The sequence below is a fragment of the Mycobacterium mantenii genome, from assembly GCF_010731775.1.
Lineage (GTDB): Bacteria > Actinomycetota > Actinomycetes > Mycobacteriales > Mycobacteriaceae > Mycobacterium > Mycobacterium mantenii.
In genome coordinates this window covers 5,745,401-5,758,463 of record NZ_AP022590.1, presented here as the reverse complement: position 1 = coordinate 5,758,463, position 13,063 = coordinate 5,745,401, and the positions used below count along the sequence as shown (strand labels likewise).

The window sequence follows — 13,063 nt, the reverse complement described above, 5'->3', positions numbered from 1 at the left end:
GGAGGGATGATGGTTGACGTGAGCGTCATCGACCACCCTCCTAAACGTGGTGAGCTGCGCATCTACCTCGGTGCGGCTCCGGGTGTCGGGAAGACATTCGCCATGCTCGGTGAGGCGCATCGCCGGCTGGAGCGCGGGACCGACGTGGTGGCGGGTGTCATTGAAACTCACGGGCGGGCGAAAACCGCTGAGCTGCTTGAGGGCATCGAGTTCGTCCCACCTCGCTACATCGAATATCGCGGCGGCACCTTTGCCGAGCTCGACGTACCCGCCGTGCTGGCGCGCCGACCCCAGGTCGTCCTGGTCGACGAACTCGCACACACCAATACGCCGGGCAGCAAAAACGCCAAGCGGTGGCAAGACGTCGAGGAATTGCTCGATGCCGGCATCACCGTGATCTCCACCGTAAACGTGCAGCATCTGGAAAGCCTCAACGACGTGGTCGCCCAGATCACCGGCATCGAACAGAAAGAAACGATACCCGACTCGATCGTGCGGCAGGCTTCACAGGTTGAACTGATCGACATCACGCCAGAGGCCTTGCGTCGCAGGCTTTCTCATGGCAATGTCTATACGCCGGAACGAATCGATGCGGCGCTGTCCAATTATTTCCGGCGGGGAAACCTCACCGCGTTAAGGGAATTGGCGTTGCTATGGCTGGCCGACCAGGTCGATACCGCACTGGCCAAGTACCGGGCAGAGAACAAGATCACCGACATGTGGGAAGCCCGCGAACGGGTGGTGGTGGCGATCACCGGTGGCCCGGAGTCGGAGACGCTGGTGCGGCGGGCATCCCGGATCGCGTCGAAGTCCAGTGCTGAGCTGATGGTGGTGCACGTCATCCGCGGTGACGGGCTGGCCGGCCTGTCGGAGGCGCGGATGGCGAAGATCCGTGAGCTGGCGAGCAGCCTCGACGCGTCCCTCCATACCGTCGTCGGTGACGATGTGCCCACTGCCCTACTCGATTTCGCCCGTGAGATGAATGCCACGCAACTGGTGATCGGTACCTCGCGGCGGTCGCGGTGGGTCCGTGTCTTCGAGGAGGGCATCGGCGCGAGGATCGTCGAGGTGTCGGGCAAGATCGATGTGCACCTGGTCACCCATGAGGAATCCAAACGCGGCTTTCGCGTGTCCTCGCTGGCGCCCCACGAGCGGCGGGTGACGTCGTGGCTGGCAGCCATCATCGTGCCGTCCCTCATCTGTGCGTTCACCGTCACGACGCTGGACCGGTATCTGGATACCGGCGGCGAAAGCGCCTTGTTCTTCATCGGGGTGCTCCTCGTCGGGCTGCTGGGGGGCGTTGCGCCCGCGGCGCTTTCGGCGGTGCTGTCCGGGTTGCTGCTGAACTACTTCCTGATCGCGCCGCGGCACAGTTTCACCATCGCCGAACCCAACAGCGCCATCACCGAATTGGTGCTGCTGCTCGTCGCGGTCGCGGTCGCGGTGCTGGTCGACTTCGCGACCAAACGCACCCGGGAAGCCCGTCGCGCCTCCCAGGAGGCGGAGCTACTGACGCTGTTCGCGGGTTCGGTGCTGCGCGGCGCCGATCTCGACACGCTGCTCGAGCGGGTGCGCGAGACGTACGCGCAGCGCGCGGTAAGCATGCTGCGCGAGCCCGTCGGTGAGGACCACGCCGCCGGAAAGAAGGCCGACGTCGTTGCGTGCGTTGGCAGGGATCCTTGTGTCACCGTCGATTCCGCCGACACCGCGATCGAGGTCGGCGATGATGAATTCTGGATGCTGTTGGCGGGCAGAAAGCTTTCGGCGCGCGACCGGCGGGTGCTGAGCGCGGTCGCCAAGCAGGCCGCGGGGTTGATCCGACAGCGCGAGCTGGCCGAGGAGGCCAGCCGGGCCGAGGCGATCGTGCGCGCCGACGAGCTACGGCGCTCCCTGCTGTCAGCTGTGAGCCACGACCTGCGTACGCCCCTGGCGGCGGCCAAGGTCGCGGTGTCCAGCCTCCGCGCCGAAGACGTTGCCTTTTCTCCCGCGGATACGGCGGAGTTGCTGGCCACCATCGAGGAGTCGATCGACCAGCTGACCGCCCTGGTTGGAAACCTGCTCGATTCATCGCGATTGGCCGCCGGGGTGATCCACCCAGATCTGCGCCGAGTGTATCTGGAGGAAACGGTGCAACGGGCGCTGATCAGTATCGGCAAGGGCGCCACCGGTTTCTACCGATCCGCCATCGATCGGGTGAAGATGGAGGTGGATGACGCGGTGGTGCTGGCCGACGCCGGGTTGCTGGAACGGGTGCTGGCCAACCTGATCGACAATGCGCTGCGGTACGCGCCCAACTGTGTCGTCCGGGTCAACGCGGGTCGCGTCGGCGATCGCGTTCTGATCAACGTCATCGACGAGGGGCCCGGCGTCCCGCACGGGACCGAAGAGCAGATCTTTGAAGCATTTCAGCGCCTCGGTGATCACGACAACACCACGGGGGTGGGCCTAGGCATGTCGGTGGCGCGCGGTTTTGTGGAAGCCATGGGCGGCAGCATCGCCGCCGGTGACACTCCGGGTGGGGGGCTTACGGTGACGGTGGAGTTGACCGCGCCGCAACCGATGGGCGCCCAATGACCCGCGCCGGCGACGATGCAGAGCGCAGCGATGCGGAGGAGCGGCGCAAATGACCAGGGTGCTGGTGATCGACGACGAACCGCAGATCCTGCGCGCACTGCGCATCAACCTGACCGTGCGGGGCTATGAGGTGGTCACCGCCTCCAGCGGTGCCGGCGCGTTGCGGGCGGCCGCCGAACACAAACCCGACGTGGTCGTCCTCGACCTCGGCCTGCCCGACATCTCGGGCATCGACGTGCTGGCCGGCCTGCGGGGCTGGCTCACCGCACCGGTGATCGTCTTGTCGGCCCGCACCGATTCGTCGGACAAGGTCGAGGCCCTGGACGCCGGCGCCGACGACTATGTGACCAAACCCTTTGGGATGGACGAGTTCTTGGCGCGACTGCGCGCGGCGGTGCGCCGCAACACCGCGGCCTCCGAACTCGAGCAGCCGGTGATCGAGACCGAATCGTTTACCGTCGACCTGGCCGCCAAGAAGGTCACCAAGAACGGCAGCGAAGTCCACCTCACCCCGACCGAGTGGGGAATGCTCGAAGTCCTGGTCCGCAATCGCGGCAAGCTGGTGGGCCGCGAGGAGCTCCTCAAAGAGGTTTGGGGTCCCGCCTACGCCACCGAAACGCATTACCTGCGTGTGTATCTCGCGCAGCTGCGCCGCAAACTCGAGGATGACCCGTCGCATCCCAAGCACCTGCTGACCGAGTCGGGCATGGGGTATCGCTTCGAGGCGTGAACCTCGCGGGCCCGGCCCCGCGCCCCACGACCGGCCGCGTTACACCGGCGGCAGCGCCCCACCTGCAACATGCGTCCCTCCGGATGGGGACCATGCTTATTGCCCGCCTCGTAGCGACAACTTGGCCGCCTCCCGCAACGCCAGCACACGTTGGTGAATTCGATGCTCGGTGCCACGCGGCATGTACCCCGGCGCGTAACGGCCCCGCCCGAGCCGTCGCACCCTGCCGCGCTCGATCTCCCACCGCAGCGCGTCCGAGATCGCCTTAGATGGTCTGCCGCACACCCCAAAGCTGTTCCACTTCAACGCATCGATCAATTCGGCGATGGTCGCCGGCCCATGCACCGCCAGCTGCATCGCGAGCACGTAACGCAACTCAATTCCGCGAAGATTCATCCCCGGACGGTCGCACACGGGTATGACACCGACCGCGTTGTCGCTACAAGGCGGGCAAAAGGTGTGCCCACTTCCGCAGAGACCAGCGTGGCGTATGTGACCTAGTCGGTGATGGACAACACGATGCCGTCCAGGATGTCGTGCTCGCTGACCGTCAGCTCGTCGATGCCCGCACGGGCGCGCAGCTCGCGGGCCAACTCCTCGACCACGATCGCGCCCCCGCCGATCACGTCGGCTCGACCCTCATGCATCGGCGGCAGCGCCGCACGCTCGGCCCGCGTCATGCCGATCAGCCGTTCGCACACCGACAACAGATCATCGCCCGGAACGCGCGAAAGGTGAATGGCCGCAGAGTCATACGTCGTCAAGTCATGGGCCAGAGCGGACAGCGTCGTCATCGTCCCGGCCAGTCCGACCCAGGTCTTGGCCCCCTCGACGGGCACCACACCGAGGGCGACCTCGAGCCGTTCGCGCACCACCTCGCGCGCCGCCGCCACCTCCTCGGGCGTCGGCGGGTCGGAATGCAGGCAGCGTTCGGTCAGCCGCACGCAGCCGATGTCGGCCGAGTAGCTGGCCGTGACCACGTCGGCGCCGACCACGATTTCGGTGGACCCGCCGCCCAGGTCGACGACGACGAAAGGTCCTGCCGCGCTGTCTAACTCGCCGACCGCCCCACGGAACGAGAGCTCGGCCTCCTCGGCGCCGGTGATCACCTCCGCCACCGCACCGGGCAGCACCGCGCCCAACACCTCGGCCGTCATCGCAAAGAAGGCGTCCCGGTTGGCGACGTCGCGCGCCGCCGACGTCGCCACCATCCGGACCCGCTGCGCACCGTGCTCTTTGATCAAGGCCGCGTAATCAGTCAGCGCCGCACGGGTACGAGCTATCGCGTCCGCGGCGAACTCGCCGGTGGCGTCCACGCCCTGACCCAGCCGCACGATCCGCGTCTCCCGATGCACATCGCGCAGCCGGCCACCGTCGAAGTCGGCGATGAGCAACCGGATTGAGTTAGTACCGCAGTCGATTCCCGCGAACCTGCCGTTCACCACTGGCCGGCCACCAAGATCCCGGCCATCGCGGGCTCGTCGGCCAGGATCGCCAGCGCCTCGTCGCCGAACGGATTCACGCCGGGGCCCTTGGCCAGCGAATGGGCGATCAGCACGTGCAGGCACTTGACCCGGTCGGGCATCCCGCCGCCGGAGAACGTGGTCCCCAGCGATTCGATCGCGTCCCGTTCGGCCAGATACGACTCGTGGGCGCGCCGGTATGCGGCGGCCAATTCGGCGTCCCGGCCCAGCCGCTCGGTCATCTCGCGCATCAACCCCGTGGTCTCCAGCCTGCTGGCGGCGGACGTCAGCGCCGGATGGGTCAGATAGTACAACGTCGGAAATGGCGTGCCGTCAGGCAGTTTCGGCGCGGTCTTCACCACGCCGGGTTCGCCATTGGGACAACGGTAGGCGATTTCGAGTACCCCGCGCGGCTCGCGGCCCAGCTGGCGCGCCACCGCTTCCAGGTCGGCACGATCAGCCACCGGGACCCGGGGGATTCGGTGCGGGCGCCGGACCGGGCGATCCCGGTTCGGCCGGAGGGGACGGGGCTTGCGGCGCAGGCGGATTGGCCGGCGGCAGGTGCGGGGCGTCGGCGATGGTATGCCACAGCGACGTGTACCACGGGTCGCTGTTGGCCGGTTTCGCCGACGGGGATCCGGGCTGGGTGGGCTCGGCCGCCGACGGCGGAAGCTGAACCTGGAACGGGATGTCACCGGGCTTGACGAAGCCGAGCCGCTCACGGGCCTGCGCCGCAATGTAGGCCGGGTCGCCGAGTTTAGCCTTCCGCTGCTCCAGATCCGCGACCTGACGGCGCAGGACCGCTTCGGTGGCGGACAGCTGATTCATCTCGGTGCGTTGCGCAAAGTAGGTGCGCACCGGTCCGGCGATGGTCAATGTCAGCACGCAGATCACCGCCGCCAGCACGGCTGCCCGGCGCGCGGTGAAACCCAGCCGTTGCTCGGAGCGCTGCTCGACCGATTCGGCGGCCTGGCGCACGATGGGCTCGACGACATGCTCTTGCTGCGCCCGCGCGGTGTTGCGGCCGGTCTGGTTGGCCGTGGGCGACGTTCGCGACGACGGCTTGGAGGACGGCTTGGCCGTGCGGCGCCCCCGACCCGAATCGCCGGCCTTCCCCGGGCGCGATGCCGGGGAGCGCCGTTTCGAATCGGGCCGTTTCGCGTCAGCCATGTCAGCCGTTGGACGTCAAGCTATTTCGCCTCCACGGCGTACCGTGGGAAGGCCAGGTCACCGGCGTAGCGTGCGGCGTCTCCGAGCGCCTCCTCGATCCGCAGCAGCTGGTTGTACTTGGCGACGCGCTCGCTGCGGGCCGGCGCACCGGTCTTGATCTGACCGCTGCCGACGGCCACGGCCAGGTCGGCGATCGTGGTGTCCTCGGTCTCTCCGCTGCGGTGGCTCATCATCGTGCGATAGCCGCTGTGGTGGGCGAGCGCGACGGCGTCCAGCGTCTCGGTCAGCGTGCCAATCTGATTGACCTTCACCAGCAACGCGTTTGCCACGCCCTTTTCGATGCCCTCTTCCAGGCGTTCGGGATTGGTGACGAAGATGTCGTCGCCGACCAGCTGCACCCGGTCACCGATCGACGCGGTCAAAGTCACCCAGCCATCCCAATCGTCTTCCGACAGCGGGTCTTCGATGGACACCAAGGGATACGAGCCGAGCAGCCCGGCATAGAAATCCGCCATCTGCTCCGCGGTGCGGGCGGCGCCCTCGAACTTGTAACCGGTCCCGTCGGTGTAGAACTCGGTGGCCGCCGCGTCGAGGGCCAGCGCCACGTCCGCGCCGAGGTTGAAACCGACCGACTCGATGGCCCGGCTGATCAGATCCAGGGCCGCGGTGGTGCCCGCCACGTCGGGGGCGAATCCGCCCTCGTCGCCCAGGCCCGTGCTCAACCCCTCCTTCTTCAGCACCGACTTCAGCGCGTGATACACCTCGGCGCCCCAGCGCAACGCCTCGGCGAAACTGGGCGCACCGATGGGCGCCACCATGAACTCCTGGATGTCCACCGCGGTGTCGGCGTGCGCGCCGCCGTTGAGGATGTTCATCATCGGCACCGGCAGGATGTGCGCGTTCGGGCCGCCGAGGTAGCGGAACAGCGGCAGCTCGGCCGAATCGGCCGCGGCCTTGGCCACGGCCAGCGACACGCCCAGGATCGCGTTGCCGCCCAGCCTCGACTTGTCGGGGGTGCCGTCCAGATCCAGCAGCGCCTGGTCCACCAGCCGCTGATCGTCCGCGTTCAGGCCGATCACCGCCGGACCGATCTCGTCCAGCACGGCCTGCACCGCTTTCTGCACGCCCTTGCCGCCGTACCGCTCGCCACCGTCGCGCAGTTCGACGGCCTCGTGCTCGCCCGTCGACGCGCCGGACGGCACCGCCGCGCGGGCAAACGTCCCATCGATCAGGGCTATTTCGACCTCGACTGTCGGGTTACCGCGGGAATCGAGGATCTCGCGGGCCCCGACCTGCTCGATAATCGGCACTGAGTTCTCCTTGCGTCGTCGCCGGTGCGTGCTTTCGCCGGTCAGCGATACATCCTCCTACAGCGGGTGGCCTTTCGCGTAAGCGGTCGCCCAATCGCGGACCGCCCGGGCGTACACACCGGAGTTGTTGTAGGCCCGCAGCGCGGTGATCCAGCCCCGCGGTGTTGCGAGATCCTTTCCGCGCCAACACAGATAACCCGCCGCCGCGAGCGCGGCGTCGTCGATGTTGTCCGGGCTGACGCGGCCGTCGTTGTGGGCGTCGACACCATAAAGTCGCCACGTCTCCGGGATGAACTGCATCGGTCCCATGGCGCGCGTCACACCGTCTCCGTCGGTGACGCTTTCCTCGGCGTCGACGATGCGCAGCGTGCCACCGCTGCCGTCGAGGCGGACGCCCCGAATCGGGGGGCTCACATCGCCGTTGGGCGCCAGCCGCGCGCCGCGGTAGGTGCCGTGGTGGCTCTCGACCTGTCCGATGCCGGCCAGGGTCGTCCAGGCGATATGGCATTTCGGGTTCTCGACTTCGGCCACCCGCGCCGCATACGCGTAGGCCTCGAGCGCGATCACCGGGATCTCCAGCCCCGCCGAGCGTTGTTGGGCCCAGTCCCGCAACTGATCCGCGGGCCGGCCGCTGGCGTGCGTGTCCACCGCCGGCACCGGATCGCCGGCCGGCGGCGGGACGCCGTCGGGAATGAACAGGCTGAGCTGCCAGGTGCAACTGGAGGCCAGAACGATCGCGGTCGCGCCGATCACGGCGGCCGCGCGCATCCAACGCCTCGGCGACACCATGCGCTCCTGAGCTCCCCTAAACTCGCCTGCACCAACTTCCGCCACACCATCGTCCCATGTGTTCGGGCACTACCCGGTTGCCTCGGGCCGTGGCGCACCGGCGTATCGCCGGTTTCAGCTAATCCGTGGTTAGCTGCTGGTCGCTTTGGCTAGCGCGGCCAGACCAACGCCGGCCACGGGGATTCGCAACCTCATCGGCGATATTACCGAGCGCCCGACGACAAATTCGGCAAACATCGCGGTGATCGCTCTCACCCGGGGCCGAAAGCGGGAAATAGGCGCGGCGGCGCCGCCGTACGGGCGTTGCCGCGCGTCAGGCGTCGTCGGTCACGGCGTCGGCGGCGGATTCCTCTTCCACCGCGTCGGCAGCCGGGTCGGCCTCGCCGTCGGTGTGCGGCGCCGGATCCTGCGCCCGATCGTCGACCGCCGGTGCGCCGGCCGGCCAGTGCTCGCGCCATTCGCATTCGGTGATCTCGCCGAGCGGGGCCACGTCGAACTCCACGGGGACGCCGGTGCCGCGGCGCGCGGCCGCAATCGCCCGCTCGGCCGCGTGGACCGTCTCCACGAATTCCAGAACGGCGGTACGCAACGCACTTTCGGCGTCGACATCGGCCGACACCGAGACCGAGGTGATCTCGTCGGGGATCAGGTCGGCGGGCAGCCCGGCTTTGCCGGCACGCGCAATAACCTTCTGGGCCAGCGCCAATGCGGGCTGGCCGGTGTGCACGTCGTCCATCACCGATTTCCGCGGCTTCTCGGCCGCCTTCCGCTCATCCCACTGCGCCAGCTGCTCTTCGAGCGAAATAGGTTGCCCGGCAAGGACTCCCGGTACCCGGTTGCCCAGTTTGCGCATCAGGGTGACGGCGACGTCGTCGATGGTGAAGGGGAGCTGCGCGGCGTCCTCGGCGATGCGGGCGTGAAAGAGGACCTGCAGCAGCACGTCGCCGAGCTCTTCGCGCAACTGCTCGGCGTTGCCGCGGCCGACCGCGTCCAGCAGTTCGTAGGTCTCCTCCAGCAAAAACCTGCGCAGCGAGTCGTGGGTCTGCTCGCTTTCCCACGGCCCGGCGGTGCGCAGTTTGTCCATCATCGCCACGGCGTCGACCAGTCGTTCGCCGCGCGGCGTCTCGGGCGCCGAGATCAGCCGCGCCCCGGCCGCCAGCCGGGCGACGACGGCGGGGTGGTCGCGGTCCGAGGACAGCAGCACCGGGGCGTCATCACCGGAGTGCACCGGGCGCGCCGCGGACAGCGACCAGGGCACCGCGACGGGCATCTCTTCGGTGTATTGCACCTCGCCGGCCAGGTGCTCGATGGCTTCGATGGGCACCAGCGAGGGACGGCGCGGGTCGAACAAGACGACGATCATGCGCGTCGCTCCTCCCCCGTCGTCGCTGCAGGTGAACCCGTTATACCAATGTCTGTCTGCGGTTTGCCCTGCAGTGCCGTCACCAGGTTGGCCACCATCTGCACCAGCTCGACATCGCGCAATCGCGGCGCGCCCACCCCACCGGCGCGCGGGATGGGAACCTGCACCGTGGACGTCGTGGCCCGGTAGCTCGCGGCCGGGTACATCCGCTTGAGGCGCACCTGCGCCGAATCCGGCAGCGTCATCGGCGAGAGCCGCACGGTCGACGCCGACGGCGCGGACACCTCGGTGATGCCGGCGGTGCGGCACAGCAGCCGCAGCCGTGCCACCGCCACCAGCCGCAGGGCCGGTTCGGGCAGCGCCCCGTACCGGTCGATGAGTTCCTCCACGACCGCGTCGATCTCGCCGTCGGAGGCCGCGGCGGCCAGCCGCCGATAGCCCTCCAGGCGCAGCCGGTCGCTGGCGATGTAGTCCGGCGGCAGGTGCGCGTCGACCGGCAGGTCGATCCGCACGTCCTTGGGCTCCTCGGCCGTCGTGACGGTCTGGCCGTCGGCGGCCGCCCGGTACGCCTCCACCGCTTCGCCCACCAACCGGACGTACAGGTCGAAACCGACCCCGGCGACGTGCCCGGACTGCTCGACACCCAGCACGTTGCCGGCGCCGCGGATCTCGAGGTCCTTCATCGCGACGGCCATGCCCGCGCCCAGCTCGTTGTTCTGCGCGATGGTGGCCAGGCGGTCGTAGGCCGTCTCGGTCAGCGGCGCGTGCGGCGGATAGAGGAAGTAGGCGTAGCCGCGCTCCCGGCTGCGGCCGACCCGTCCGCGCAGCTGGTGCAGCTGCGACAGGCCGAAGGTGTCGGCACGCTCCACGATCAGCGTGTTGGCGTTGGAAATGTCCAGCCCAGTCTCCACGATCGTGGTGCACACCAGGATGTCGTATTCGCGGTTCCAGAACCCCTGCACGGTGCGTTCCAGCCGTTCCTCGGGCATCTGCCCGTGCGCGACGACGACCCGCGCCTCGGGCACCAGCTCGCGGATCCGGGCCGCGGTCCGGTCGATCGAGCTGACCCGGTTGTGCACGTAGAAGACCTGCCCGTCGCGCAGCAACTCGCGCCGCAGGGCCGCCGCGACCTGCTTGTCATCGTGCGGGCCGACATAGGTCAGCACCGGATACCGTTCCTCGGGCGGGGTCAGGATCGTCGACATCTCCCGGATACCGGCCAGGCTCATCTCCAGCGTCCGCGGAATGGGGGTGGCGCTCATGGTCAGTACGTCGACGTGGGTGCGCAGCGACTTGATGTGCTCTTTGTGCTCGACGCCGAACCGCTGCTCCTCGTCCACCACCACCAGGCCGAGGTCCTTCCAGCGCACCCCGGTCTGCAGCAGCCGGTGCGTGCCGATCACCACGTCCACCGATCCGTCGGCCAGGCCCTCGATCACGGCCTTGGACTCCGCCGGGTCGGTGAACCGGGACAGGCCTTTGACCGTCACCGGGAACCCGGCCATCCGGTCGATGAAGGTCTGCAGATGCTGGTCGGCCAGCAGCGTGGTGGGCACCAGCACGGCGACCTGCTTGCCGTCCTGGACCGCCTTGAACGCCGCCCGCACCGCGATCTCGGTCTTGCCGTAGCCGACGTCGCCGCAGATCACCCGGTCCATCGGGATCGGCTTTTCCATGTCGCTTTTGACCTCGATGATCGCGGTGAGCTGGTCGACCGTCTCGGTGTAGCCGAACGCGTCCTCCATCTCGGCCTGCCACGGGGTGTCCGGCCCGAACGCGTGCCCGGGGCTGGCCTGCCGCTTGGCGTATAGCGACACCAGCTCGCCAGCGATCTCGCGGACCGCGCGGCGCGCCTTGGTCTTGGTGTTGGTCCAGTCGCTGCCGCCCAGCTTGCTCAGCGCGGGCGCCTGCCCGCCGACGTAGCGCGATAGCTGGTCCAGCGAATCCATCGGCACGTACAGCTTGTCTGTGTTTTTGGCCGCACCACCACGGTTCTTGCTGGAGGCGTACTCGAGCACCAGGTACTCGCGGCGCGCGCCGCCGACGGTGCGCTCGACCATCTCCACGAACCGGCCGATGCCGTGCTGATCGTGCACCACCAGATCGCCGGCGGTGAGCGCCAACGGGTCAACGGTGTTGCGCCGCTTGGCCGCCAGGCGCTTGCCCTCGACGGCCGTCACCCGGCTGCCGGTCAGATCGGTCTCGGTGATCACCACCAACGTGGCGCCGGGAATGATGACGCCGTCGTGCAGCGGCCCCTTGAGCACGCCGACCACGCCGGCCTTGGGTGCCGCGCCCGATTCGAGCATCGCGGCGGGGGTGTCGCATTCGGCCAGTCGTTCCACTACGCGGTGCGCGGTGCCGGTGCCGGGCGCGACGACGACGGCGTGGCCGCCGGTGCTGACGTGTGCGCGCAGCATCGCGAAGATGCCGTCGATGTCGTGCTGATGCCCGCGAGCCGACGGCGCCGCCCGGATATCGAGCTCCATGGCCGACTCGTCGGACAGCTGGCTCAGCGTCCACCACGGATGCCCGGCGCGGGCGGCGGCGGCCCGCACGTCGTCGAGTTCGGCGAACCCCGATCCGCCGAACTGCGCCACGTCGACCGGGGCGTCGGTACCGAGCGCGGCCACCGACCACGACGCCTCGAGGAATTCGCTGCCGGTCTTGATCAGATCAGCGGCCCGGGTGCGGACCTTCTCCGGGTCGCAGAGCAAGACCGGGGTGCGCGGCGCCAATTGGTCGGTCAACAGCACGTGTTCGCCGGGCCGCAACACCGGCAGCAGCGCCTCCATGCCGTCGACCGCGATGCCCTCGCCGATCTTGGCCAGCATGTCAGTGACGCTGCCCGTGATGGCGGGCTCGGTGGTGCGGTGCCGGGCGGCCAGCTCGGCGGCGCGCTCACGCACGTCATCGGTCAGCAGCAGTTCACGGCAGGCCACCGCGATCAGGGTGTCGACCTCGATCTCCGGGATCGAGCGCTGATCGGCGACCGAGAACATCCGCATCTCGCTGACCTCGTCGCCCCAGAACTCGATGCGCACCGGGTGCTCGGCGGTCGGCGGGAAGACGTCGAGAATCCCGCCGCGCACGGCGAATTCGCCGCGCCGGCCGACCATGTCGACCCGGGTGTAGGCCAGCTCGGCGAGCCGGCTGATCACGCCCTCGAATTCGATTTCCGCGCCCACACTCAACGTGACCGGCTCCACCAGCCCCAGCCGCGGCGTCATCGGCTGCAGCAGCGAGCGCACCGCGGTCACCACCACCTGCAGCGGTGGACCCAACCGCGCGTCGTCGGGATGGGCCAGCCTGCGCAGCACCGTCAACCGGGCGCCGACGGTGTCGACGCCGGGCGAAAGTCGCTCGTGCGGCAGCGTTTCCCAGGATGGGAAGACCGCGACGGCATCGCCGAAGACGCCGCGCAGTTCAGCGCTCAGGTCGTCGGCTTCGCGCCCGGCCGCGGTGACTACCAGTAGAGGCCCCAACCGCGCCAGCGCACTGGCGACGAACAGCCGTGCGCTGGCTGGACCCACCAGGTGCAATTCGGCCGGCGACGCGGCCGCGCTGTCGATCAGCTGCTGGAAGGTCGGCGCGGTGAGCGCCAATTCAACGAGCCCCGCGATCGGGGTTTCTGGGCGAGCAGCCCCCGGTGCGGTCATGATGA

At 68.6% G+C, this 13,063-nt stretch carries 10 protein-coding genes; 2 read left to right on the top strand and 8 right to left on the bottom strand.

All coding sequences use genetic code 11. The annotated features are described in order from the left end of the window. Nucleotides 1–6: 6 nt before the first annotated feature. Nucleotides 7–2,574 carry a sensor histidine kinase gene (locus tag G6N50_RS26580; protein ID WP_083097998.1) on the top strand — a complete coding sequence of 856 codons (2,568 nt, stop codon included), beginning with the start codon at nt 7–9 and terminating at the stop codon, nt 2,572–2,574. Nucleotides 2,575–2,623: 49 nt separating this feature from the next. After that, a complete protein-coding gene (locus G6N50_RS26575) occupies nt 2,624–3,304 on the top strand; it encodes a response regulator (protein ID WP_067834130.1) in 681 nt (226 codons plus the stop codon). Nucleotides 3,305–3,400: 96 nt separating this feature from the next. Here the strand turns inward: G6N50_RS26575 and G6N50_RS26570 are convergent, their stop codons facing one another. From G6N50_RS26570 to mfd, 8 genes are all read right to left on the bottom strand, one after another. Beyond that, nucleotides 3,401–3,700: a hypothetical protein gene (locus G6N50_RS26570; protein ID WP_083097996.1), complete on the bottom strand. Its 300-nt coding sequence runs from the start codon at nt 3,698–3,700 to the stop codon at nt 3,401–3,403. Nucleotides 3,701–3,801: 101 nt separating this feature from the next. Next, the gene (locus tag G6N50_RS26565; protein WP_083097994.1) at nt 3,802–4,749 is read right to left on the bottom strand and encodes a Ppx/GppA phosphatase family protein; all 948 of its coding nucleotides are present in this window, start codon (nt 4,747–4,749) and stop codon (nt 3,802–3,804) included. Beyond that, nucleotides 4,743–5,231, bottom strand: a complete 489-nt coding sequence (locus G6N50_RS26560) for a DUF501 domain-containing protein (protein WP_083097993.1) — start codon at nt 5,229–5,231, stop codon at nt 4,743–4,745. Before G6N50_RS26560 ends, G6N50_RS26565 begins: the two co-directional genes overlap by 7 nt. Then, complete coding sequence (locus G6N50_RS26555) at nt 5,224–5,937, bottom strand: FtsB family cell division protein (protein WP_083097991.1); 714 nt, start codon at nt 5,935–5,937, stop codon at nt 5,224–5,226. Before G6N50_RS26555 ends, G6N50_RS26560 begins: the two co-directional genes overlap by 8 nt. 20 nt (nt 5,938–5,957) lie before the next feature. After that, nucleotides 5,958–7,247: a phosphopyruvate hydratase gene (gene eno / locus G6N50_RS26550; RefSeq protein ID WP_083097990.1), complete on the bottom strand. Its 1,290-nt coding sequence runs from the start codon at nt 7,245–7,247 to the stop codon at nt 5,958–5,960. A gap of 57 nt (nt 7,248–7,304) precedes the next feature. Continuing rightward, nucleotides 7,305–8,033, bottom strand: coding sequence for a lytic transglycosylase domain-containing protein (locus G6N50_RS26545; protein ID WP_142275697.1), 729 nt, complete (start codon nt 8,031–8,033; stop codon nt 7,305–7,307). 316 nt (nt 8,034–8,349) lie between these two features. Then, a complete protein-coding gene (locus tag G6N50_RS26540) occupies nt 8,350–9,399 on the bottom strand; it encodes a nucleoside triphosphate pyrophosphohydrolase (RefSeq protein ID WP_083097986.1) in 1,050 nt (349 codons plus the stop codon). Further along, nucleotides 9,396–13,058 carry a transcription-repair coupling factor gene (gene mfd / locus G6N50_RS26535; protein ID WP_163650898.1) on the bottom strand — a complete coding sequence of 1,221 codons (3,663 nt, stop codon included), beginning with the start codon at nt 13,056–13,058 and terminating at the stop codon, nt 9,396–9,398. Before mfd ends, G6N50_RS26540 begins: the two co-directional genes overlap by 4 nt. Nucleotides 13,059–13,063: the final 5 nt, after the last annotated feature.

Excerpts from the sequence above, each read along its gene's own strand:
- mfd (WP_163650898.1), bottom strand. The coding sequence starts at position 13,058 with ATGACCGCACCGGGGGCTGCTCGCCCAGAAACCCCGATCGCGGGGCTC.
- G6N50_RS26575 (WP_067834130.1), top strand. The coding sequence starts at position 2,624 with ATGACCAGGGTGCTGGTGATCGACGACGAACCGCAGATCCTGCGCGCA.
- G6N50_RS26580 (WP_083097998.1), top strand. The coding sequence starts at position 7 with ATGATGGTTGACGTGAGCGTCATCGACCACCCTCCTAAACGTGGTGAG.
- G6N50_RS26540 (WP_083097986.1), bottom strand. The coding sequence starts at position 9,399 with ATGATCGTCGTCTTGTTCGACCCGCGCCGTCCCTCGCTGGTGCCCATC.
- G6N50_RS26555 (WP_083097991.1), bottom strand. The coding sequence starts at position 5,937 with ATGGCTGACGCGAAACGGCCCGATTCGAAACGGCGCTCCCCGGCATCG.
- G6N50_RS26570 (WP_083097996.1), bottom strand. The coding sequence starts at position 3,700 with ATGAATCTTCGCGGAATTGAGTTGCGTTACGTGCTCGCGATGCAGCTG.